This window comes from Rhodococcus sp. 05-2254-6 (assembly GCF_002258565.1).
GTDB lineage: Bacteria > Actinomycetota > Actinomycetes > Mycobacteriales > Mycobacteriaceae > Rhodococcoides.
Window position 1 is genome coordinate 14,871 of record NZ_NOZF01000113.1, and the last position, 22,197, is coordinate 37,067.

At 64.9% G+C, this 22,197-nt stretch carries 26 protein-coding genes; 11 read left to right on the forward strand and 15 right to left on the reverse strand.

Going from position 1 to position 22,197, the window contains the following annotated elements:
* Nucleotides 1–110: 110 nt before the first annotated feature.
* Nucleotides 111–623 (forward strand): nitroreductase/quinone reductase family protein, encoded by a 513-nt coding sequence (locus tag CH256_RS14515; protein ID WP_068048034.1) that lies wholly within the window; start codon nucleotides 111–113, stop codon nucleotides 621–623.
* A gap of 12 nt (nucleotides 624–635) precedes the next feature.
* On the opposite strand, the gene fgd is transcribed toward CH256_RS14515, so the two are convergent.
* The 3 genes from fgd to CH256_RS28595 all read right to left on the reverse strand — a co-directional run bounded on the left by fgd (nucleotide 636) and on the right by CH256_RS28595 (nucleotide 2,165).
* Entirely contained in the window at nucleotides 636–1,649 is a 1,014-nt protein-coding gene (gene fgd / locus CH256_RS14520) for a glucose-6-phosphate dehydrogenase (coenzyme-F420) (protein ID WP_032401751.1), read from the reverse strand.
* A 64-nt stretch (nucleotides 1,650–1,713) separates the two neighbouring features.
* Nucleotides 1,714–2,046, reverse strand: coding sequence for a YidH family protein (locus tag CH256_RS14525; RefSeq protein ID WP_068048031.1), 333 nt, complete (start codon nucleotides 2,044–2,046; stop codon nucleotides 1,714–1,716).
* Nucleotides 2,043–2,165 carry a hypothetical protein gene (locus CH256_RS28595; protein WP_256980847.1) on the reverse strand — a complete coding sequence of 41 codons (123 nt, stop codon included), beginning with the start codon at nucleotides 2,163–2,165 and terminating at the stop codon, nucleotides 2,043–2,045. Before CH256_RS28595 ends, CH256_RS14525 begins: the two co-directional genes overlap by 4 nt.
* A 221-nt stretch (nucleotides 2,166–2,386) precedes the next feature.
* On the opposite strand from CH256_RS28595, the gene CH256_RS14530 reads away from it, so the two are divergent.
* Both CH256_RS14530 and CH256_RS14535 read left to right on the forward strand, forming a co-directional pair.
* The gene (locus CH256_RS14530) at nucleotides 2,387–2,854 is read left to right on the forward strand and encodes a nuclear transport factor 2 family protein (protein ID WP_094669932.1); all 468 of its coding nucleotides are present in this window, start codon (nucleotides 2,387–2,389) and stop codon (nucleotides 2,852–2,854) included.
* The gene (locus CH256_RS14535; protein ID WP_094640979.1) at nucleotides 2,854–3,420 is read left to right on the forward strand and encodes a TetR/AcrR family transcriptional regulator; all 567 of its coding nucleotides are present in this window, start codon (nucleotides 2,854–2,856) and stop codon (nucleotides 3,418–3,420) included. Before CH256_RS14530 ends, CH256_RS14535 begins: the two co-directional genes overlap by 1 nt.
* A gap of 123 nt (nucleotides 3,421–3,543) precedes the next feature.
* Here CH256_RS14535 and CH256_RS14540 read toward each other — a convergent pair whose 3' ends face one another.
* Nucleotides 3,544–4,239 (reverse strand): GNAT family N-acetyltransferase, encoded by a 696-nt coding sequence (locus tag CH256_RS14540; RefSeq protein ID WP_094669943.1) that lies wholly within the window; start codon nucleotides 4,237–4,239, stop codon nucleotides 3,544–3,546.
* Between the two features lie 104 nt (nucleotides 4,240–4,343).
* Between CH256_RS14540 and map the strand changes: the two genes are divergently transcribed.
* Both map and CH256_RS14550 read left to right on the forward strand, forming a co-directional pair.
* A complete protein-coding gene (gene map, locus CH256_RS14545; RefSeq protein ID WP_094669933.1) occupies nucleotides 4,344–5,117 on the forward strand; it encodes a type I methionyl aminopeptidase in 774 nt (257 codons plus the stop codon).
* A 159-nt stretch (nucleotides 5,118–5,276) separates the two neighbouring features.
* Nucleotides 5,277–5,756, forward strand: a complete 480-nt coding sequence (locus tag CH256_RS14550) for a winged helix-turn-helix domain-containing protein (RefSeq protein ID WP_094640977.1) — start codon at nucleotides 5,277–5,279, stop codon at nucleotides 5,754–5,756.
* Nucleotides 5,757–5,759: 3 nt separating this feature from the next.
* On the opposite strand, the gene CH256_RS14555 is transcribed toward CH256_RS14550, so the two are convergent.
* The 3 genes from CH256_RS14555 to CH256_RS14565 all read right to left on the reverse strand — a co-directional run bounded on the left by CH256_RS14555 (nucleotide 5,760) and on the right by CH256_RS14565 (nucleotide 8,358).
* Nucleotides 5,760–6,284, reverse strand: coding sequence for a permease (locus tag CH256_RS14555; protein ID WP_068054006.1), 525 nt, complete (start codon nucleotides 6,282–6,284; stop codon nucleotides 5,760–5,762).
* Between the two features lie 522 nt (nucleotides 6,285–6,806).
* Nucleotides 6,807–7,742 carry an NADP-dependent oxidoreductase gene (locus tag CH256_RS14560; RefSeq protein WP_094640976.1) on the reverse strand — a complete coding sequence of 312 codons (936 nt, stop codon included), beginning with the start codon at nucleotides 7,740–7,742 and terminating at the stop codon, nucleotides 6,807–6,809.
* A gap of 61 nt (nucleotides 7,743–7,803) precedes the next feature.
* Nucleotides 7,804–8,358: a hypothetical protein gene (locus tag CH256_RS14565; RefSeq protein ID WP_141215321.1), complete on the reverse strand. Its 555-nt coding sequence runs from the start codon at nucleotides 8,356–8,358 to the stop codon at nucleotides 7,804–7,806.
* Between the two features lie 308 nt (nucleotides 8,359–8,666).
* Here CH256_RS14565 and CH256_RS14570 point away from each other — a divergent pair, with 308 nt between their 5' ends.
* On the forward strand, nucleotides 8,667–9,425 hold the full coding sequence (locus CH256_RS14570; RefSeq protein WP_068053998.1) for an HAD-IIA family hydrolase: 759 nt from the start codon (nucleotides 8,667–8,669) through the stop codon (nucleotides 9,423–9,425).
* The gene (locus CH256_RS14575; protein WP_094640974.1) at nucleotides 9,425–10,498 is read left to right on the forward strand and encodes an isochorismate synthase; all 1,074 of its coding nucleotides are present in this window, start codon (nucleotides 9,425–9,427) and stop codon (nucleotides 10,496–10,498) included. Before CH256_RS14570 ends, CH256_RS14575 begins: the two co-directional genes overlap by 1 nt.
* A gap of 102 nt (nucleotides 10,499–10,600) precedes the next feature.
* Here CH256_RS14575 and CH256_RS14580 read toward each other — a convergent pair whose 3' ends face one another.
* Genes CH256_RS14580 through CH256_RS14595 form a run of 4 tightly spaced genes read right to left on the reverse strand, consistent with a single transcriptional unit; the run spans nucleotide 10,601 to nucleotide 13,722 of the window.
* Nucleotides 10,601–11,824: an O-succinylhomoserine sulfhydrylase gene (locus CH256_RS14580; RefSeq protein ID WP_094669944.1), complete on the reverse strand. Its 1,224-nt coding sequence runs from the start codon at nucleotides 11,822–11,824 to the stop codon at nucleotides 10,601–10,603.
* A complete protein-coding gene (locus CH256_RS14585) occupies nucleotides 11,821–12,234 on the reverse strand; it encodes a rhodanese-like domain-containing protein (RefSeq protein WP_068053994.1) in 414 nt (137 codons plus the stop codon). Before CH256_RS14585 ends, CH256_RS14580 begins: the two co-directional genes overlap by 4 nt.
* Nucleotides 12,235–12,282: 48 nt before the next feature.
* Nucleotides 12,283–12,810: an Rv0361 family membrane protein gene (locus CH256_RS14590; RefSeq protein WP_094640973.1), complete on the reverse strand. Its 528-nt coding sequence runs from the start codon at nucleotides 12,808–12,810 to the stop codon at nucleotides 12,283–12,285.
* Between the two features lie 48 nt (nucleotides 12,811–12,858).
* The gene (locus tag CH256_RS14595) at nucleotides 12,859–13,722 is read right to left on the reverse strand and encodes a TauD/TfdA dioxygenase family protein (RefSeq protein ID WP_094669934.1); all 864 of its coding nucleotides are present in this window, start codon (nucleotides 13,720–13,722) and stop codon (nucleotides 12,859–12,861) included.
* A gap of 296 nt (nucleotides 13,723–14,018) precedes the next feature.
* On the opposite strand from CH256_RS14595, the gene CH256_RS14600 reads away from it, so the two are divergent.
* On the forward strand, nucleotides 14,019–15,404 hold the full coding sequence (locus CH256_RS14600) for an FAD-dependent oxidoreductase (protein ID WP_094640972.1): 1,386 nt from the start codon (nucleotides 14,019–14,021) through the stop codon (nucleotides 15,402–15,404).
* 70 nt (nucleotides 15,405–15,474) lie between these two features.
* Here CH256_RS14600 and CH256_RS14605 read toward each other — a convergent pair whose 3' ends face one another.
* Nucleotides 15,475–16,344, reverse strand: a complete 870-nt coding sequence (locus CH256_RS14605; protein WP_176460419.1) for an SMP-30/gluconolactonase/LRE family protein — start codon at nucleotides 16,342–16,344, stop codon at nucleotides 15,475–15,477.
* A 55-nt stretch (nucleotides 16,345–16,399) separates the two neighbouring features.
* On the opposite strand from CH256_RS14605, the gene CH256_RS14610 reads away from it, so the two are divergent.
* Nucleotides 16,400–17,146 (forward strand): amidohydrolase family protein, encoded by a 747-nt coding sequence (locus CH256_RS14610; protein ID WP_094669935.1) that lies wholly within the window; start codon nucleotides 16,400–16,402, stop codon nucleotides 17,144–17,146.
* Here CH256_RS14610 and CH256_RS14615 read toward each other — a convergent pair.
* Nucleotides 17,143–17,625 (reverse strand): DUF456 domain-containing protein, encoded by a 483-nt coding sequence (locus tag CH256_RS14615; RefSeq protein WP_094640970.1) that lies wholly within the window; start codon nucleotides 17,623–17,625, stop codon nucleotides 17,143–17,145. The two genes, CH256_RS14610 and CH256_RS14615, sit on opposite strands and share 4 nt — an antisense overlap.
* A 24-nt stretch (nucleotides 17,626–17,649) precedes the next feature.
* Complete coding sequence (gene purT, locus CH256_RS14620) at nucleotides 17,650–18,846, reverse strand: formate-dependent phosphoribosylglycinamide formyltransferase (protein ID WP_094640969.1); 1,197 nt, start codon at nucleotides 18,844–18,846, stop codon at nucleotides 17,650–17,652.
* A 94-nt stretch (nucleotides 18,847–18,940) separates the two neighbouring features.
* Between purT and CH256_RS14625 the strand changes: the two genes are divergently transcribed.
* Nucleotides 18,941–20,017 (forward strand): CaiB/BaiF CoA transferase family protein, encoded by a 1,077-nt coding sequence (locus CH256_RS14625; protein WP_094640968.1) that lies wholly within the window; start codon nucleotides 18,941–18,943, stop codon nucleotides 20,015–20,017.
* A gap of 67 nt (nucleotides 20,018–20,084) precedes the next feature.
* Here CH256_RS14625 and yczR read toward each other — a convergent pair whose 3' ends face one another.
* Nucleotides 20,085–21,566 (reverse strand): MocR-like transcription factor YczR, encoded by a 1,482-nt coding sequence (gene yczR, locus CH256_RS14630; RefSeq protein ID WP_068053970.1) that lies wholly within the window; start codon nucleotides 21,564–21,566, stop codon nucleotides 20,085–20,087.
* Between the two features lie 91 nt (nucleotides 21,567–21,657).
* Between yczR and CH256_RS14635 the strand changes: the two genes are divergently transcribed.
* Nucleotides 21,658–22,182 carry a methylated-DNA--[protein]-cysteine S-methyltransferase gene (locus CH256_RS14635; RefSeq protein ID WP_094640967.1) on the forward strand — a complete coding sequence of 175 codons (525 nt, stop codon included), beginning with the start codon at nucleotides 21,658–21,660 and terminating at the stop codon, nucleotides 22,180–22,182.
* Nucleotides 22,183–22,197: the final 15 nt, after the last annotated feature.

The window sequence follows — 22,197 nt, forward strand, 5'->3', positions numbered from 1 at the left end:
GGTCGTTCCGCGGGCTCCACTCCTGGCTGGTAGGGCTCGTTCCGCAGGCTCCACTCCTGCCCAGCAGGTGGGGTGTTGACACCGGGCGCGGTCGGGTTGTCCCATGAACCATGGCCGAATCACCGTTCCCGGATGTGCGCTGGGGCAGCGAAACATCGTTCATCCGCAAGCCCGCCGTGAAGTTCGCGTCGACGAAGCCCGGTTCGTGGGTAATCCGGAACCTCGCAGGCGTCGACCGGTGGCTCTTGACCAAATCCGACGGCCGCTTCACCGTCCTCGGGCCGATCGCGGCTCCGGTGGTGTTGCTGACCACCACCGGCCGCAAATCCGGCAAGCCCAGGACGAGTCCGCTGCTGTACTACCGGGAGGGCGACAAGATCTACGTCGTCGGATCCAATTTCGGTCAGCAGCACCACCCGGCGTGGACGTCGAACCTCCTCGCAGACCCGAAGGCCGTGGTGGCCATCGGCGGCAAGAAGATTCCGGTGACGGCCACCCGGATCACCGGCGACGAGAAGGCTCGTATCTACCGGCAGTTCGACGCGATGGTCGAGGTCTACGGCGAATACGAGACCCGGACCGACCGCGACATGCGATTGTTCGCACTCGCGGCCGATCTCTAGTCTCTTCGGGATTCAGCCGAGCTTGCGCAGGCGCGGGGCCAGGTCCTTCTCGAACAGCTCCAGGAACCGCTTCTGATCGTGTCCGGGCGCGTGGAACACCAAGTGATTCAGGCCGGCATCGGTGTACTGCTTGACCTTCTCCACTGCCTCGTCCGGGTCCGATGCGACGATCCAGCGCTTGGCGACCTGCTCGATCGGCAACTCGTCGGCGGCCTTCTCCATCTCGATCGGATCGTCGATCGAGTGCTTCTGCTCGGGCGTCAGTGACAGCGGGGCCCAGAAACGGCAGTTCTCCAGCGCCAGTTCGGGATCGGTGTCGTAACTGATCTTGATCTCGATCATCTTGTCGATCTCGCCGGCGTCGCGCTCGGCCTTGCCCGCGCCCTCTTCGACGGCCGGAAGCAGCTTGTCGGTGTAGAGCTCCATGCCCTTGCCCGACGTGCAGATGAATCCGTCGCCCGCACGTCCTGCGTACCGCGCCACCACGGGTCCGCCGGCCGCGATGTAGACCGGAATACCGCCCTCGGGGACGTCGTAGATCGACGCGCCCTTGGTGGTGTAGTACTCGCCCTCGAAGTCGACGCGGTCGCCGAGCCACAGCTCACGCATCAACCGCACCGACTCACGCAGGCGCGCGAATCGTTCCTTGAACTCCGGCCATTCGCCGGTGAATCCGGTCGCGATCTCGTTGAGCGCCTCTCCGGTGCCCACACCCAGCATGATGCGTCCGGGGTACAGGCAACCCATCGTCGCGAACGCCTGCGCGATGACCGACGGGTTGTAACGGAACGTCGGCGTCAGTACCGAGGTGCCGAGCTGAATCGTGTTCGTCCGCTCCCCGACGGCCGTCATCCAGGCAAGCGAGAACGGTGCGTGACCGCCTTCGTGCCGCCACGGCTGGAAGTGATCGCTGACCGTCGCCGAATCCATACCGTGCTGCTCGGCGAGCACACCGAGCTCGACCAACTCACGCGGTCCGAACTGCTCCGCCGATGCCTTGTACCCCAGCTTGAGACCCTGCGCCACGCCGAACTCCTGTCGTTGGTCGTCCTAGTTCTTCGATTGTGCACCTGTGGTGGTTCACCACGCTCTACTGGATCCCCAGAACCGTGACCACTGCCGCCAGTACCGCTACGAAGCCGATACCTACCGCGAAGATCCACAGATCTCGTGACTCGGGCATCGGTGCACCACTTTCGAGGGCATCGCGAACGCGCATCCACCGTCGCAGACCGATGATCGGTGCCGCCGCAGCAAGACCGATCAGAATCAGGCCCAGCGCCGTCCGAACCCACCCGGTGCTGAAATCGGGAACCAGGTGGACGATCGCGATTCCGCCGGCGAGCAGGCCGAGAGAGGTTCGCAGCCAGGCGAGAAAGGTGCGTTCGCTGGCGAGTGTGAACCGCTCGTCGGGGCGCGTCACGCCCGTGGGGTCATGCGCTCGCGAATCAGATGGGCAACCTGGTCCGGGTCGTCGGGGGTGAAGACCGGCGAGATGCGGCGGAGAGTGAGCACCACTGCAGTGTCCTTCTTGGGACGCATCACGTCCAGCGGGAGCCACTGATCGATTGTCGACGCACCCGACAGTCAAGCCGCTCCCGGAACTCGAGTTCGAGCAGACCCTGTCGGGTCGGATTGCACGCTGCGCGAGGGCATCAGCAGTCAGGAGAAGCCATTGGCTTCGCCTGTACCTTTTGGTACAGTGTGTATCGATCAGTACACACTGTACCGCCTGGCACCCGACTGCTTCGATAGGAGCCCACATGTCTCGTCCTCCGCTTCCGCCGTTCACCGAGGCCACGGCCATCCAGAAAGTCCGCGCCGCAGAAGACGCGTGGAACACCTGCGACCCCGAGCGCATCTCTCTCGCGTACAGCGAGGACAGCTGGTGGCGTAACCGCACGACCTTCGTTCGAGGCCGCACCGAGATCGTGGAGTTCCTCACCGACAAATGGGACCGCGAGCTCGATTACCGGCTCATCAAAGAGTTGTGGGCGTACACGGGCGAGGTGATCGCCGTTCGCTTCGCCTACGAGTATCGTGACGTCACCGGACAATGGTTCCGCGCCTACGGCAACGAGAACTGGCACTTCGATAAGGACGGACTGATGACGCACCGCCACGCGAGCATCAACGACGTCGCGATCACGGAGTCCGACCGTAAGTTCTTCTGGGATGCATCCAGCCCCCGTCCCGCCGACCACGCCGGCCTGAGTGACCTCGGACTGTAATGGCCCGAACTGTCCTCGAACGCTCGGATGCGGTCCGAGCCCTCGCCGACGTGTTTCGCAAGCGTGGTTTCGAGAGCGGCTCTCTTTCCGTCATCCAGCAGGAGACCGGGCTCGGCCGGGGCAGCCTCTACCACTTCTTTCCCGCAGGAAAGACGGACATGGCCCGTGCGGTCCTCGAGCAGGTAGGCAAGTGGTTCGAGGAACAGATCTTCGTTCCCTTGCGCACCACCGAGAACACCACGAGTGCGATCGAGGCGATGTCACGGGAGGTCACCGACTACTTCATGACCCGCGAAAGCGTGTGCCTGTTCGCGGCGATCACGCTGGGTCAGGAGAAGGCAACATTCGCCGAAGCGGTCCGGAACTACTTCACGGACTGGGTCGACGCTCTCGCCGAGGCACTGCAACGCGGCGGGCTCTCGACCCAGGAGGCGGCGGCCCGTGCCTTGGACGCGGTCGCGACGATTCAGGGCGGACTGATCCTGGCCCGTGCCTACGGCGACCACGCGACCTTCCTGCGGATCATCGACCGCACCGAGCAGCGCCTGCTCGCCCCCGCTCCCTGAGCGGGCTCTTGCGGTCGACCGGTCTGCCGCCCCCGGAACACCCGCGCGACCGAACCCCGGCCTCACCTTGTTCGTGGACACACAATGACGGCAAGGCGACGAAGAGATACCGCTGTTCCGACGTCAGGCGTCGAGCGCACGTTCCGGAGTTCTCACCAACGTCAGGTGCGAGGTGCGGCGCAACTCGAATCCGATGGAGAGATAGAGCTCGATGGCGCGCACGTTCGCGTCCGACGCATGCAGGAACGGCTCCTCACCGCGGGCGCGAATTCCGTGACCGACCGCTCGAACCAGGTCGGTGGCCAACCCCTGCCCACGGAACGCCGGGTCGGTACAGACGGCACTGATCTCCGTCCACCCCGGTGGATGCATGCGCTCGCCTGCCATCGCGATCAGCGCGCCATCGCGTCGAACACCGAGGTACGTGCCGAGTTCGATGGTGCGGGGCAGGAACGGACCGGGCTCGGTGCGGCCCACCAGATCGAGCATCTCCGGGACGTCCGCTGCTGTCAGCTCGACCGCCTCGGCGAAGGGCCGCGTTTCGAGGTGCGTGCCGACGAGCTGCACCAGACCGAAGGTCTCCAGGTGCGACCACCCCTCGGGCAGTATGCGTTCCGGACCGTTCAGCCCGACGACGGTTCGTGGGCCGAACAGCGCAGCGATGTCGTCCCAGTCCTTGGGCTCGAGGACGTCGGGGTGCACCAGAAACGGAGACACCGCAGGATCGGCACGCATGATCCGTCCGCGCCGGACCGCGAACCGCGACAGTGGGCCCTCGAGGGAATTACGAACGGGATCGTCGAGAGGATGAGCAGACACGACAGACAGCGTCGCACGATCCGGCTCACGGCTATGCGTGCCGTCGGGCTCGTCACCAATACTTATACCGGTATCGTTGTTCGGCACACGGCGAAAGGCTCCACATGATCGAAATTCTTCCCCCCACCAAGATCCCCCTCGCGCGCGAATCCGGCGCTCTGGTGGCCGGAATTCTCCGAACCGTCCGCGAACGCGCCACAGTCGGCACCAACCTGCTCGAGATCGATCAGTGGACCAAGGACATCATCGAAGGAGCCGGGGCGACGTCCTGCTACGTCGACTACGCGCCGTCCTTCGGCCGCGGCCCCTTCGGCCACTACATCTGCACTTCCGTCAACGATGCTGTGCTGCACGGCCTTCCACACGACTATGCGCTGGCTGACGGCGATCTGCTGACGCTGGACCTGGCCGTGATCCTCGGCGGCGTCGCAGCGGATTCGGCCATCAGTTTCGTCGTGGGCGAGAACAAGCCAGCCAGGGCTCTCACGATGATCGACGCCACCGAACGTGCGTTGGCTGCAGGAATCGAAGCAGCTGGACCGGGCAACAAGATCGGCGATATCTCCCACGCCATCGGCACGGTGCTCAGTGCTGCCGGTTACCCGATCAACATGCAGTTCGGCGGCCACGGCATCGGCTCGACGATGCACCAGGATCCCCACGTCTCCAACTCCGGACGGCCCGGCCGCGGCTACCGCCTCCGCCCCGGCTTGATGTTGGCTCTCGAGCCGTGGGTCATGGAAGACACCGCCGAACTCGTCACCGACCCCGACGGCTGGACCCTGCGGAGCACGACGGGGTGCCTCACCGCGCACAGCGAGCACACCGTGATCATCACCGACGACGGTGCAGAGATCATGACGTTGCCGAAATCCTGAGTCGACGGCCACGGGGTCAACCGTTGCGATCACGGTGAGTGGATCCCTGGCGGAACTGCCGATAGCCGACGAGTCTGTGTCTGTGAACGAGAACTGCCGCTGCTCCCGCTGACCATCCGTCCAGCATCCGCAGCACCCTTGTCACAGGAGCCATCCATCATGAGCACCGAAGCGACCGTCGTCGTCCGCATCTCCGATTCCGGCACGGCGTCCCTGCAGGGACTGACTCGACCACAGCTGCATGCACTCGCCGATGCCCTACGCAGTGCCGCCAAGAGCTACGCCCCGCACGCGAAGATCCTGACGCGCTTCGATGTACGCGTCAGCGAGCTCAACGCTCCACTGGTGATCGATCTGCCTGCCCGCGATGTGATCCTCGGCGGCAGGAGCGTTCGTCTCTCCCACACCGAGTTCGAGATATTCGCCTACCTGGCGCGGCACCCTCGGGTCGTGGTCGGACGATCCGAACTCGGCACCTCCGACGGCGGACGCAGTGTCGACGTCCACCTCTCCCGAGTGCGCACCAAACTCGGTCAGTTCGGTCGACTGATCACCACGGTCCGGGGAACCGGCTATCGCTTCGACCCGGAACCGGGAATCCGCGTCATCACGCAACCGACGGTATTGCGCAGCGCCTGAGAGTTATTGCGACAGAGCAGCAGCTCTGCGGCGACGCTTCCGCCGGACCACCACGAACACCAGCAAGGCAAACAGAACCACGGCAATGAGGGCCCCGAGGGCCGTAGCGCCGCGGAAGCCAGGCGCGCTGGTGTCGAGGGTGCGTTCGCCGGCATGAGCGGCGTTGCTGGTTCCGAGAACGATCGTGAGCGTCAACAGGTTCGGGATGGCCGTGACGACGGCCAGGATGACCGAGCCGATCGCCAATTGCTTGCCCGCCCTGCCCTTCCGAACCGACCAGGCGCTCCAGAAGAACACCAGCGGCGCGAACGTGCAGACGATGCCGAACAGCAGGCCCCACAGAATGCCCTTGGTGAACGTGCGGTCGGCCAGGGTCTCCACCCGCAGACTCCACCAGCGCGGAAGGAACGCTGCCAGGATGAAGTAGGCGATCAACAGCAGGACGATGCCGGCTCCGACGAGAATGCCCCGCCTCTTCCAGTTCGCCGAGCTGGTCGACGGTGCGGGCGTGGTCGGATCGGCAGTCATGCCGACAATCGTAGAGCCTGCACAGCAGTGCCCCAGTCGTGTCGAGACCCGATCGTAAACTGATAAGGTCCGCGAAGACGAAAACTAGGTCCGGCGGGCCGAGATTTCGACCAGCGGGCTCTGGCCGGATTCGCGTCCCTCGGAAGCACTGCGATACGGCCACAGCGCTCGTGCCAGTAGAACCGACCGACAGTCCGATCCACATCCATGCCAGATCGCGTTGTAGGAACGCAAGTGCTGCACCGACAAGCGTGAGCACGGAGCCGATCCCAATCGAGCTGCACCGTGTTGAGCGCATCGGCCGCCGAACGAGAATCCTCGACCTCGAAGACGGACGAGACTTCCGAGCGAACTGCCGCAGGACCGCCTGAGCGCCGTCGATACCGGCCGGGCCGACAACCCCGCGATGCCTGACGACTCGAGCGGCCGAGACCTCACACCCCTTATGCCGACCGATCACCCTTGATCTGACCCGAGTTCGAGTGATCGGTCGGGAAAAAGGGTGTGAAGTTACCCGAACAGCTAGGGAATCAGGACGAACTTTCCGCGAGGGTGTGCCGTCTGTAGTTCGGCGTGCGCCCTGGCGACGTCATCGAGTGGGAAGGTCTTGGCAACCGTCACCTCGAACACCCCCGCACCCGCCTGCTCCAGCAGCACCGGGGAGGCGAGGCGTCGACGCTCCATGCTCGCCGGCCCACCGACGGTCGAAAACCCGTCTGCCGAGGCCCGCCCGAAGGCTGCCGTCGTCACCAATCTTGCTCGATCCGTAAGCAATTCGAGAGACACGTCGATGGCCTCGTCGGTGCCCACCGTGTCGATGGCTGCGTCGATGCCGTTCGGTGCGGCCGCCCGCACGCGGTCCAGCAATCCGTCGCCGTACTCGATCGGCTCGACCTCGAAGGCACGCAGCGCTTCGTGATTCCGAGCGCGAGCAGTCCCGATGACGGTGGCACCACGCGCCGTCGCGAGCTGAGCCACCACAGATCCGACACCGCCCGCAGCCCCGTGCACGAGCACCGTGTCGCCGCTCTTCACGCCGACGGATTCCAGTGCGTCGTAGGCTGTTCCGGCAACGGCCAGCACCCCGGCGGCGACCTCCCAATCCAGATTCGCCGGCTTCGGGAACACGAAGCGCGCGGGCGCGAGAATCTTCTCGGTGTACGTGCCGTTCACGCCGGAGACGATCACCTCGTCGCCGACGGCTATCGAACCGCCCGGGCCCTCGACAGTGCCGCCGACTGCCACCACGATTCCGGACGCCTCACTGCCCAGGGCGATCGGGAGCTTCGATTCGTCGGTGCCGAACGCACCGCTGTAGCTCTTGAAGTCGAAGGGATTGACTCCGATCGCCTTCAGCTCGACCAGAACCTCGCCCTCGGAGGGTTCGGGTAATTCTCGTTCGACGATCTCGACGACTTCCGGACCACCGTAGGACGCTGCAACTGCTGCTTTTGTCATGCAAAGCACAACGACCGACACGGTCGAGAATGTTCCGGTCAGACCCTCATTGTCCGACGACTCAGACGGCCACGGACAGCTGGTTTCGTTCGTCCCGCTCCAGGACCGAACCTGCGCGGTGAAGAACGGCACTCGGCTCCGTCAGGTTCGCGCGCTCGACCCAATAGTCGATTGTTTCCCGGCCTGCCTCGAACTGCGCGAGCATCTCCAGACACAGCCATGACACGACCGAGAAGTCCGGCTCCACTCCGTCGAGCCCTGTCAGTGCCACTTCTTCTGCCACCGAGAGCAGCGCACGATCGGTCTCGAAACAACTCCGATCGAGCCATGCCGCAGCACGACGAAGAAGTGCCCAATCCAACTGGGGCACAGCCTCGGTCGCCGACTGCCTACACAATTCTGCCGTCGCAGCGAGCACATCCGCAACCGGACTCGACACCGCACCGTCCAATTCGACGAGCAAGCCTCGCTCCGAATCGATCATGTCTGCCATGTAGTGCCAGCGGACGGGAATTGCCGCGCCTTGGGGCCACAATTCCGTCATCCCGAACTGAAGTCGGGCGATCAGTTCCCTCGGTGAACTGCACGAAGCGGCGAAGCGAAAAGCGTCGTTCATGTCGATCATCCCCACTGGGTCAACACTCAGCCAACGGACACCGGCTCGGAATCGAGCTCGGGAGGTGCTGCAATGCAGTGGCGTCTGTCGCCGAACAAGCAACGCTGCTGTGGTCGTTACGTCTGCCTTGCCCGTTATTGAACGCCGTGACCAGCGCACGCGCGACTCGGCGTTACCGGAAATCGACAACGTCACAATTTTCCCGACCTACCGCCGAGCCGAACGCGCGAGTGGAGCCTGCGGAATGGGCGAGTAGGTAAAATACGGAGGTGAGTGAAATCGAGAAGCCTCAGCAGTGGACGTATCTGATGGACATGGACGGCGTGCTCGTCCACGAGGATCATCTGATTCCCGGTGCCGACACGTTCCTCGCCGAGTTGCAGGCCAACGAGATTCCGTTCATCGTGTTGACGAACAATTCGATTCGCACCCCTCGTGACCTGCGCGCACGTCTCGCATTCACCGGTCTGGACATTCCGGAGAAGTCGATCTGGACCTCCGCTCTCGCCACCGCGACGTTCCTTGGCAATCAGCGACCCGGAGGCAGCGCATACGTCGTCGGCGAGTCGGGTCTGACGACGGCCCTGCACGACATCGGCTACACCCTTACCGATTCGAGCCCCGACTACGTGGTACTCGGCGAGACTCGGACCTACTCGTTCGAGGCCATCACCACCGCCATCCGCCTCGTCGAGAAGGGTTCGCGCTTCATCGCCACCAACCCCGACGCCACCGGACCGTCCCGTGAGGGCTCGCTGCCTGCGACCGGTTCGGTTGCCGCGCTGATCACCAAGGCCACCGGTAAAGAGCCGTACTACGTGGGCAAGCCCAACGCGTTGATGATGCGTTCGGCGCTGCGTGCGATCGGTGGCCATTCCGAGAACACGCTGATGATCGGCGACCGGATGGACACCGACGTGCTCTCGGGCCTCGAAGCCGGACTGCAGACCATCCTGGTTCTCACCGGCATCTCGACGGTCCAGTCCGTCGAGCAGTACCCGTACCGACCGACCAAAGTCCTCGATTCCGTCGCAGACCTGGTGGGCCGCACGCAGAACCCCTTCTGATGACTCTCGAATTCGTTCTCTCCCGTCAGGATCACCACGTGGTCGGCCTCGGCGTGCAGCAGAGCTTCCCCGATATCGCCGACGCAGTGGCCGCGGTGCGAGACGGCCGAAACGTCGTCGGCGCAATCCCTTTCGACATGTCCGACGCCACCGCGCTGATCGAGCCAGAGGAGTTCTACCGTCTCGACGGGCCGTGGGCAACGGTCGATGCTCTCCCGCCATTGCCGACCGTGACCGTTGCGCGGCAGATTCCCGATCCGAGCGTTCACGTGCAGCGAGTCCGGGATGTCGTCGAGCAATTGAAAGCCGGTGTGGCCGAGAAGATCGTGCTGGCGCGGGCCATCGAGGTGACCGCGGATTCGCCGATCGACCCTGTCTCGGTGCTGAGCGCGTTGGTCTCCCGGGACCCGATGGGCAACGGATTTCTGGCGGACCTGTCTCCCACTGGCGACTCGGGTGGGCACATCGTCGGCTCGAGTCCCGAGTTGCTGGTTCGCAAGCGCGGCAATATCGTCACCTGCCATCCGTTCGCGGGAACGGCAGCACGGTCGACCGACCCCGACGAGGAAGCGCGCATCTCCACGGCGTTGGCGGCGAGTGCGAAGGATCAGGCAGAACATCGCTTCGTCGTCGACGAGATCAGGGCTGCGTTGACGCCGTTCTGCGAGACGCTCGATGTGCCCGAGTCGCCGCAGCTCAGCAGCACTCCGCAGCTGTGGCACCTGTCGACGCCCATCGTCGGAACGCTGGCCGATCCCGCGACCTCGGCACTCGACCTGGCGCTTGCGCTGCACCCCACCGCCGCCGTCGCCGGGGTGCCCCGAACTGCGGCGATGGACACCATCGAGAGCGTCGAGGGATCCCGCGGCTTCTACGCCGGGGCCGTCGGATGGACCGATGGCAGCGGCGACGGCGAATGGATGGTCACCATTCGCTGCATCGAACTTTCGGCCGACGGGCTGACCGGAACGGCCACCGCCGGTGGCGGCATCGTCGCGGATTCGGATCCCGACGCCGAACTCGACGAAACCACAGCGAAATTCAGAACCGTGCTGAGCGTCTTCGACCGCTGATTCGATCCGGTCCGCACAACATCTACGCCTCGCGCAGAAATCCACGCCCGCCGAACGGGGTGTGGATCTGCACGCGGGGCGTAGATTCGTCCGCTGCGCCGACTACTTCAGGGCCTGGTCCAGATCTCCGATCAGATCCTCGGTGTCCTCGAGGCCGATGGAAATGCGTACGACACCGTCGGTGATCCCCACTGCCGCACGACCTTCCGGACCCATCGCGCGGTGCGTGGTGGTGGCCGGGTGGGTGATGAGCGACTTCGAGTCACCCAGGTTGTTCGAGATGTCGACGATGCGCAACGCGTCGAGCACCTCGAAGGCACGCTTCTTGGCCTCGCCCTCGGGAGCATCGAGCTCGAACGTGACGACGGTACCGCCGCCCGACATCTGCGACTTCGCCAGCTCGTATTGCGGATGTGACTGCAGGAACGGATATTTCACCCAACGCACCGCAGGCTGAGATTCGAGGAACTCGGCGATCTGCAGCGCGGAGTTCACCGAATGCCGCACTCTTACCGGCATCGTCTCCAGTCCCTTGAGCAGCGTCCACGCGTTGAACGGGCTCAGCGCCGGACCGGTGTGCCGCATCAGGGTCTGCACCGGACCGTCGATGTACTCCTTCGATCCGAGGATCGCACCGCCGAGCACCCGACCCTGACCGTCGATGTGCTTGGTGCCGGAATACACCACCACGTCGGCACCGAGTTCGAGGCTGCGCTGCAACAGCGGCGTCGCGAACACGTTGTCCAGCACCACAGTTGCACCGGCGGCATGAGCCATCTCGGAGACGCGTCGAACATCGACCAACGACTGCATCGGGTTGGACGGGGTCTCGAAGAACACCGCCGTCGTCGGCACCGACAGGGCCTGCTCCCACTGCTCGAGGTCCTCGCCGTCGACGAAGACGGTCTCGACGCCCCAGCGCGGCAGGATTTCGTTGCAGACCACGAAGCACGAGCCGAAAAGGCTACGCGCAGCAACCAATCGGTCACCGGCCTTCAACAGCGCACCCAGCGCGGTGAACACCGCCGACATTCCACTCGAGGTACCGAAGCACGCCTCGGCACCCTCGATCAGGCGCAGTCGCTCCTCGAACATCTTGACCGTCGGGTTGCCGTAGCGCGAGTACACGAAATGATCGATGTCTCCGGTGAACGCCTGTTCGGCGGCTCCGGCACTCTCGTACACGAAACCCGAAGAGAGATAGAGAGCCTCGGCGTTCTCGTCGAAGCCCGATCGCATCAGACCACCGCGAACGCCCAGCGTTCCCAGACCCACACCCTCGGGTAACGGCTTGTCGAAACCCCCGCCTTTCGGATTCCCGCTCACGACTGCCTCCAAGGCAACCCGACCGCACGCCACCCCGTGGCTCCGCGGTGGCCGTCGGCGTCGGTGGCACCTTCGAAACCGTCGAGCACGTTGTAGGACGGGCCGATTCCCGCAGCGGTCGCGGCTTCGGCGGCACCGATGGATCGCTGACCGGAGCGGCACAGGAACACCACCGGCCGATCGCCGTCCACGCCTGCGGCTTTCAGGTCGTCGACGAAGTTGGCGTTGCGGGCGCCGTCGGGAAAGCTGACCCACTCGATCAGGTGCGTCGGGCGGTCGATGCCGGAGGTGTCCGGGACACCGACGTACTGCCACTCGGCGCGCGTCCGAACATCCACGAGCACGGCCTCGGGGTTGCTCTGCAACAACTCCCAGGCAGCTTCCGGGGTTATGTCACCTGCGTAGGTCACTTGATCAGCCTTCCGTCACTCGCTTTTTCGACATCACACACGTACCGGTCAGACATTGCACACCAGCCACTTGTCGTCCACACGAACGAAATTCCACACGTCGTCGGTCTGCACTCCGGATTTCTCTTCCTTCAGCGGGACCGTGACCATTCCGCGGTCGCCGTTGACCTGGTACTCGGTCGGCACACCGTCGATGGACGTCTCGCCGTTGCGCTCGACCTCGCCGGCCCGATCGGTTCGGTACTGCGCGTCGTCACCCGGAATCAGGCGCTCGACCTGATCGAAGCAGGTGTTCTGACGCAGCAGCTCCGCGTTACCGGTGTTCTGCGCTTCGAGGAACCCGTCGAGGCTGTCGGTGAGCAACTGGGCCTGCGTCACGTTGTCCTCCGCGGGAGCGAACTTCGAGGCCGCGAAGATGCCGACGAGCAAGACGACGACGATGCCCACGGCGATGATGAACGGCCACGCGTTGGGCGGACGCTGCTCACCGGACTCGGCAGCCGCCTTGGATGCGTTGTTGCGCGCTTCCTCACGACTGTCGACCCACTGCTGCCTACGTTCACTCCACGACGCCATGAAGCCAATCTTCCTCGATCCGACGGGTCCGCGTTCAGCTGGGGCCTCTCAGCGAGAGGGGCCGACGGGGATGTCTCCACGCAACGTGATGCGGTGCATCTTGCGGTGCTCGGTGCCGTAGTCGCGGTTGGCGTAGTGCGAGGTGCTGCGGTTGTCCCACAGCACCAGGTCGCCCAACCGCCAGCGGTGCCGCACGATGTGCTCGGGTTTGGTCAGGTGCGCGTAGAGCAGATCCAGGATCCCGCGACTCTCGGCCTCCGACACACCCACGATGTGAGAGGTGAAACCCGGATTGACGAACAACCCCTTGCGGCCGGTTTCCGGATGGACCCGCACGACGGGATGTTCGACGAGGACCAGCGCGGTGACTTCCTTGCCGTCCCACACGTTGCCTTTTCCGCCGCGCTTCTGCGCGAGGTAGTAGCCGAATTCACGGTTGCCGTCGTGAATTGCCGTGAGCCCGTCGATCATTCGACGCACGGGCGCGGACAGCGATTCGTACGCGAGCTGGCTGTCGGCCCAGTTGGTGTCGCCGCCGTGCGGTGGCAGGACGACGGGCCGCAGGATCGAACCCAACGGCGGACGTTCCATGAACGTGACGTCGGTGTGCCAGACGTCGGCGAATCCGTTGTCCTGACTGTCGAGCGCGTAGACCTCGGGGGCGACGTGGCCGCTGTCGTGCACCGGGTGGCCTGCCGTCAGGTCGCCGAGCCTGCGACCGAATTCGACGTGTGCCGCGTCGTCGAGCGTCTGCCCGCGCAGCACCAGAACCTTGTGCTCGACGAGGGCTCGGCGCACGGCGTGAATCTGCGCATCGGACGCCGCGGCGACGTCGAGGCCGATGACCTCGGCACCGAACGACGGGCCGAGCTTGTCGAAAGTGAGCGTGACGGGCTGTTCCAGAGTGGTCATGTGTCCTCGAATCTGTGCACGGCAGATGGGCTGATTCAGGCAGCGCTGCCGTCGAGAGAGGGGTCCCGTCCTGTTCAGGGAGGGGGAAGGGCGTCGGGTCTTGTCACCGACAACACATGTTGGTGCAGGTACGACAGAAGTCGACGGTGAACCGTCGGACCAGGTATGTCGTCTCCACAGAGCAATTCCTACCGGAAACCGGGAAATCCGGCAAGTTGCCCACTGCCCCAGCTCAGGTTGTCCTTAATTTATGCTGGGGTGTCCGCACTTCCCTCGAAGAAGGTAGCTCGCTGCACATGACTGATCAGACTCGTCCACTCCGCGTCGCCATCGTCGGTGCCGGACCGGCAGGCATCTACGCCGCCGACGCGCTCATGAAGTCCGACCACAATGTCAGCGGACCGGGCGTCAGCATCGACCTCTTCGAGCGCATGCCCGCGCCGTTCGGGCTCATCCGCTACGGCGTCGCCCCCGACCACCCACGCATCAAGGGCATCATCACCGCCCTGCACAAGGTGCTCGACAAGCCTCAGGTACGCCTGCTCGGCAACATCGACTACGGCACCGACATCACGTTGGACGACCTGCGTCGCTTCTACGACGCCGTCATCTTCTCCACCGGAGCCAACGCCGACCGCGCACTCAACATCCCCGGCATCGACCTCGACGGCAGCTACGGCGCCGCCGACTTCGTCTCCTGGTACGACGGCCACCCGGACGTGCCGCGCACCTGGCCCCTCGACGCCGAGAAGGTCGCCGTCCTGGGCGTCGGAAACGTCGCTCTCGACGTCGCACGCGTCCTCGCCAAGACCGGTGACGAACTGCTCCCCACCGAGATCCCCGCCAACGTCTACGAGGGCCTCAAGGCCAACAAGGCCATCGAAGTACACGTCTTCGGCCGTCGTGGACCGGCTCAGGCCAAGTTCACCCCGCTCGAACTCCGCGAGCTCGACCACTCCCCCAACATCGAGGTCATCGTCTCCCCCGAGGACATCGACTACGACGAGGGCTCCGAGCAGGCCCGCCGCAGCTCCAAGCAGATCGACATGGTCGCCAACACCCTGCAGGACTGGGCGATCCGCGACGTCGGCAAGCGCCCGCACAAGCTGTTCCTGCACTTCTTCGAGTCCCCCCACGAGGTTCTCGGAGACAACGGCAAGGTCGTCGGCCTACGCACCGAGCGCACCGAACTCGACGGCACCGGCAACGTCAAGGGCACCGGCAAGTACAACGACTGGGACGTTCAGGCCGTCTACCGCGCCGTCGGCTACCTCAGCCAGAACATCAGCCAGCTCCCCTTCGACGAGCAGGCAGGCACCATCCCCAACGAGGCCGGACGCGTCGTCGAGTCCCCGTCGTCCACCACACCGGTTCCCGCCACGTACGTCACCGGCTGGATCAAGCGCGGACCCGTCGGCCTCATCGGTCACACCAAGGGCGACGCCAACGAAACCGTCGCGAACCTGCTCGAGGATGCGCCGAACTTCGTCGGTGCGACCGAGCCCGATCTGGACGCGGTCACCTCGTTCCTCGAAGGCAAGCAGGTCCCCTTCACCACCTGGGACGGCTGGTACCGCCTCGACGCCCACGAACGCTCACTCGGCGAAGAAGAAGGCCGCGAGCGCGTCAAGGTCGTCGAGCGTGAGGACATGCTGAAGGCATCCGAGCCCGACAAGGCCTAGAGCGGCTGCGCCGCATGTGAGCGGAACTTCGACCCCTGCTACGAAGTTCCACTCACATGCGCGGAGCGCTCTATACCCGCACTGCCAGCAGCTTTCCCTCGGTCTCGATCTTGCGCTGATGCTCGTTGAAATCCGGTGCAGCGCAGACGAACAGCGTGCGACCGTCGGATCCGCCGAGTCCGCAGGCGAAGACCCCGAGATCGAAATCGAGCTGCTGAAGAATCTCTCCGCCCGGTGCCACGTGCAGCACTCGCTGCCCCAGCGCGTCGGCGATCCACATGGTGCCGTCGGTGTCGATGCAGCAACCGTCGGCCGCCACCTTCACCTCGCCCATGGCGGTGGCCATGTCCGTCGACGACGGCAGCTCACCGAATTTCGCCCAATCGCGACGCTCCCCCAGCGACCCGTCCTCGGCGATGTCGAAGGCACTGACCCTGTTGCCGACCGTCTCGTCGACGAGCAGTTCGCCCGACGCCGTGAACGCCATCCCGTTGGGGAAGTACAGATCCGACGCCACCACGTGCGCGGAACCGTCCGGGTCGACGCGAATCAGATCGGCCGTCTCTACGGGCGCGAAGTTCATCAGATCGAACCCGAAGTTACCGATGTACGCACGGCCCTGCGCGTCGACGAGCATGTCGTTGAGGTTCGCCGTCACGTACGTCGACAGATCGGCGTGCACGGTCAGTGAGCCGTCGTGCTCACGCAGCAGCAGCTTGTAGTCGCGCATCGACACGATGAGCAGCCGCCCGTCGGGCAACCATCCCAGGCCCGACGGCTGATTGGGTACTTCGGCTTCGACTCGTACGTCGGAGCCGTCCTCGAGGGCGGACACGACGCGATAGGAGTAGAAGTCCGATACCCAGATCCTCCCCTCGTGCCAGCGTGGACATTCGAAATAGGTGTATCCGTCGAGAACGACAGTGGTCTCCGGTTTCATGTTTCGAATTCAAACACCGCGAACGGTGGCCGCGACGCCGAATGGGTGAGCTGGCATGCTGGGGGCCGTGTTCGACGCCCACCTACACATCATCGACCCGAAGTTTCCGCTCATCGAGAACCACGGTTTCCTGCCCGATCCGTACACCGTCTCGAACTACCTCTACGACGTCGACGGGCTCGGTATCACCGGCGGCGCAGTGGTCACGGGGTCGTTCCAGGGCACCGATCAGAGCTTCCTTCTCGCTGCGTTGGAGACTCTGGGACGCGGCTGGGTCGGCGTCACGCAGATCGATCCGGAATGTTCCGACGAGGACATCGTCGCACTGAACGACGCGGGCGTGCGGGGAATGCGGTTCAATCTCAAACGCGGCGAGACGGATCTGCAGATGCTCACCGTTCAGGCGCGTCGTGTCCACGATCTGGTGGGGTGGCACGCGGAGCTGTACGTCGATGCGTCCCTACTGCTCTCGCTCGAACCCGTCCTCGCGAAACTGCCGGCGGTGAGCATCGATCACCTGGGACTCTCGACACAGGGTCTGCCGTACCTGCTCGGTCTCGTCGACCGCGGAGTACGCGTCAAAGCAACGGGATTCGGCCGGGTCGATCTCGATATCGCCGACACCCTGCAGCAGATTCACCGGGTCAATCCCGCGGCGTTGATGTTCGGCACCGATCTACCGGGCACCCGCGCCCCACGCCCGTTCTCGGCGAACGACATCGACATCATTTCTCACGCCGTCGGCGGCGATCTCCCGGCGGTGCTCGACGGCAACGCCCGGGCTTGGTATCGCGTCCCTTAGACGAGTAGCGCTCCGCCGAGCCACACCGCCGAGGCGAGCAGGGCACCGAACAGTTCCACCAGAATGGACAGACCAGCGGCCTTGGTGGCGTGCACGGTGGATCTCCATGCCTCGGAATGGTTTCGATGCCTGGGCACTTCCGCCACGTAGACGCCGGCGATGAAGCCGATGAACAGGCCGAGGACGGGGATGACGAAGAATCCGACGATGCCGAGCAGTCCGCCGATCATCAGCGATCGCGTCGGCACACCCGCCTCCCGCATGCGCCGCCCGGGCCAGGTGTATTTCACGACGCCGCTGATCACCAGCAGCACCGTCGCGATCGCGAAAACTGTCCACGCTGCGGCTCCGCCGGTGACCCACGCCCACACTGCGACGGCCCCGAAGATCAGGATGGTGCCCGGCAGAATCGGGACGACGATACCGACGAGGCCGACCAGAATCACCAGGCCGACTAGGACTTCTCCGAGCGCGCTCATGAGCTCAGTGTGCCCTGTGTCGGGTCAGACGACGGGACGAACCTTGCCCGCTGCCTGGCGTGCCCGGCTCCGTGCGGTGTCGATATCCGACGCCGTCGACACCGCCACTCCCATCCGACGCCGGACGAAGCTCGTCGGCTTGCCGAACAGACGAAGGTCGGTCTCGGGAACCGCCAACGCGTCGGCGACGCCGTCGAAGTGAATGCCCTCCGCATCGACGCCGCCGTAGATGACCGCAGACGCACCGGGCGAGAGCAGCGTCGTGTCGATCGGCAGACCCAGAACTGCCCGGGCATGCAGCTCGAACTCCGAGAACCGTTGCGTCCGCAGCGTTACCAGGCCCGTATCGTGTGGCCGCGGACTGACCTCGGAGAAATACACGTTGTCGCCCTGCACGAACAGTTCGACGCCGAACAACCCGCGCCCACCCAGGGCCGTCGTGATCCGCTCGGCAACATCGCGCGCACCGTTGAGGGCCGCGTCGGACATCGGCTGGGGTTGCCAGGATTCGATGTAGTCGCCGGATTCCTGCAGGTGCCCGATCGGCTCGCAGAACGAGGTTCCGTTCGCTGCTCGGACGGTGAGAAGCGTTATCTCGTAGTCGAAATCGACGAATCCCTCGACGATGACACGACCGAGGTCGACGCGGCCGCCCTTCAGCGCGTACTCCCACGCCGCCTCGACATCGGCCTCGCTGCGAACGACGGACTGCCCCTTGCCCGAAGACGACATGACGGGCTTGATGACCGCGGGAAAACCGATGGTGGACAGCGCTTCTCGCACGTCTTCCAGTGAATCGGCGAACGCATAGGGGGACGTCGGCAGCCCGAGCTCCTCGGCCGCGAGACGTCTGATGCCCTCACGATTCATGGTCAGCTGAGTCGCGCGAGCCGTCGGGATCACCACCGTCCGGCCCCGCGCTTCCACCTCGGCCAGGGCATCGGTGGCGATGGCCTCGATCTCCGGCACCACGAAGTCCGGCTGCTGCGAATCGATCAGCGCCAGTAGTTCTTCGGGGTTGCTCATGTCGATGGTGAACGCGTGATGGGCAACCTGGTGACCAGGGGCGTTGTCGTAGCGATCGACGGCAATCACCTCGACGCCGAGGCGCTGGAACGCGATGATCACCTCTTTGCCCAGCTCACCAGAGCCGAGCAACATCACCCGGGTGGCCCCGGGAGTGAGCGGAGTACCGATGCGGACGGGATCTGGGGCAGTCACAGCCCTATTATCCACACCCCGATCAGTTGGACGACCTAGTACAAGTTAGTCTCCATTCACATTCGCAGCTGACGAGTCGGAACGAGGCAACAACGTGTCGAACACTGGTGGACCGCTGACAGGGCTCCGCGTCGTCGAACTCGCGGGCATCGGGCCCGGCCCGCACGCCGCGCTGCTGCTGGCCGACCTCGGCGCAGACGTCGTACGCGTCCAACGCGCAGGCCAGGTGTCCCCGGACGACCATCAGCTGCGCAGCCGCACCATCGTCGAGGCGAACCTCAAGGATCCCGCCGACATCGAGAAGGTCCTCGGCCTGATCGAGCGCGCAGACGTACTGATCGAAGGGTTCCGCCCCGGCGTCACCGAACGCCTCGGCCTCGGACCCCACGACGCCCTGGCCCGCAACCCGCGTCTGGTCTACGGCCGGATGACCGGCTGGGGTCAGGAAGGCCCCTGGTCGCAGACCGCCGGCCACGACATCAACTACATCTCCGTCACCGGTGTGCTCAACGCGATCGGCCGCGAGGGCGAGCGGCCCGTGCCGCCACTGAACATGGTCGGCGACTTCGGCGGCGGCTCGATGTTTCTCGTCTTCGGCATCATGGCGGCGCTCTACGAGCGCCAGAGCTCCGGGCAGGGCCAGGTGGTCGACGCAGCGATGGTCGACGGCACCGCGGCACTCTCGCACATGATCTGGTCGTGGCGTGGCGTCGGAGCCTGGAGCGACGACCGTGGCACCAACCTGCTCGACACCGGCGCGCCGTTCTACGACACCTACGAGACCTCCGACGGCCAGTACATGGCAGTCGGCTCGCTCGAGCCACAGTTCTACGCTCAGTTGCTCACCGGATTGGGCCTCGCCGATGCGGACCTGCCGCCGCAGATGGACAAGTCGCGATGGCCCGAGCTGCGCGAGAAGTTCACCGCGACGTTCCTGTCCAAGACCCGCGACGAGTGGGCCGCGATCTTCGACGGCACCGACGCCTGTGTGTCACCGGTCCTCACCTTCGCCGAGGCACCGAATCACCCGCACATGAAGGATCGCGACTCGCTCATCGACATCGGCGGCGTCACCCAGCACCGTCCGGCACCGCGGTTCTCCCGCACCGAAAACGGAGTCCCGACGCCACCGCCCTCCACCGCAACCGACATCGGCTCGGTCTGGAGCTGATTGCGCGTCGAACTCGAAGTTGTGGACGGATTTCGGCTGATTTCCGTCCGTAACTTCGAGTTCGCGGTCAGAAGACCAGCGCCGGTTGTTCCGATTCGGCGCTCGGGGCCAGTGCTCGATACGCCGCCGCCGTCGCCATCACCGCGGCCCGAAGCTCTTGCGGCTCACGGGTGTACGGCAGCCTGAGGTAGCGCTCGAAGGCACCCTCGACGCCGAACCTCGGTCCCGCGGCCAGCACTGCGCCGAAGGCGGGAGCGGTGGCAGCGAGCGCACTCGACACCGGTGCAGGCAGCTGCAACCACAGCGACATGCCGCCCTCGGAGCGGCGGTAGCGCCAGTCCGGAAGATGTTCGGCCAGAGCATCTTCGAGCACATCTCGACGCTCACGCAGCTGCGACCGACGGAGCTCGAGCGCCGGTTCCGCGTCCTGCAGCAGGAACGAGGACGCCAACTGATCCATGATCGACGTGCCGAGGTCGTGTGCTGCCCGCGAGCCCGCCAGCTGCGAGACGAGCGACGGATGCGCCCTGATCCATCCGATGCGCAGACCACCCCAGAACGACTTGGATGCCGATCCGATCGTGACGATATCGGACCCCGAGACCCGCCCGAACGACGCGACCGGTGGGGGTGGTGGGGCGTCGAGCCACAGGTCCACCATGGTCTCGTCGACGATGAGCGTCATGCGCGTGTCACGGGTGATGCGGGCGAGCTCCGCTCGGCCCTCGGCACCCAGCACCTGGCCGGTCGGGTTGTGGAAGTCCGGAATGAGATACGCCACCTTGGCGGCAGTTTGCCGTGCGGCACTGCGGATCCCGTCGAGATCCCAGTCGCCGTCGGCCGGACGCACCGGCACCGGCACGGGACGGGCACCGACTCGCCTGATGGCTTCGAGCGCGTTGGGATAGGTCGGATGGTCGATCAGCACTCGATCACCGGGCGAGGTCAACGTGCCCAGCAACAGCCGGACTGCCTGCTGCGCACCGGAAGTCACCATGATCTGATCGGCCGTCGTCGGCAGGCCACGCTCGACGAAGCGTTGCGCGATGGCCTCCCGCAGCACCGCCAGACCGATGGGTTCCATGCCGTGCGTCGGCAGATACGTCGGAAGTGCCTGTAGCGCAGACTCGTACGCCGCGGTCATGGTGCCGTCCGCCGCTGCCATCGCCGCGTGAGACATGTCCACCACCGGACCCGACGGCGTCGTCGACTGGATCAGCAATCCATTGGGGGTGGGCGCTGCGGGCAGGGCGACGGTACTTCGTGATCCCTGCCTGCTGATCAGATAGCCCTCGTCGCGCAGGACCGAATACGAGGACGTGATGGTGGTACGACTGAGATCGAGAGCCGCCGACAGATCACGCTCACTGGGCAGACCGACACCGAGCGGAATGCGACCGTCGTGAATGAGAAGTCGAACGCCGTCGGCCAACGCCCGATACGTCGGACGCGACGCCTTGCGCCTGCCGGATCCGTCCGAGGACGCGTCGCCGCGCCAGCTGCCGAGATCACGGGCCAGTGACGCTGCATTGAGGACTCTTGAAGCCATGCCCACCAGTATTCGCCCACTGGTCTTCGACTTTCAAGTCCATTGAGCTTTTCACTGGACTGCCGACTGAGGTCAGGTGAATACTGGACCGATGCCGAGCAGCACGCTCTTCGACACCGCCATCGGCCGTTGCGGCATCGCCTGGACCGACGACGGAGTGGTCGCGGTCGCCCTCCCCGAACCATCGGACGAGGCGATGTTGGACTACCTGGCCGGCTTCGGTGCAGCGGAACGACCCGTCGACGCTCTCGCGGCCGACGCGATCGAGCGAATTGTCGCCCTGCTCGATGGACGTACTGTCGACATGAGCCCGATTCCGCTGGTGCTGGACGTCTCCGAGTTCGACGCCGCGGTGTACACCGTATGCAGTGGGATTCCCCGGGGCGCGACACTCACATACGGCGACATTGCCCGCCGTCTCGGCCACCCCGGCGCAGCGCAGGCCGTAGGCGGTGCACTGGGACGCAACCCTGTACCGATCATCGTCCCGTGCCATCGAGTGCTCGGTGCCGGTACGGAAGTCGGCGGCTTTTCGGCACCGGGTGGTACGAATACCAAACAAAAGATACTCGGCATCGAGGGTGTACCGGGATTCGACGAGCCGAGATTGTTCTGAATTGCTGCCGGACCA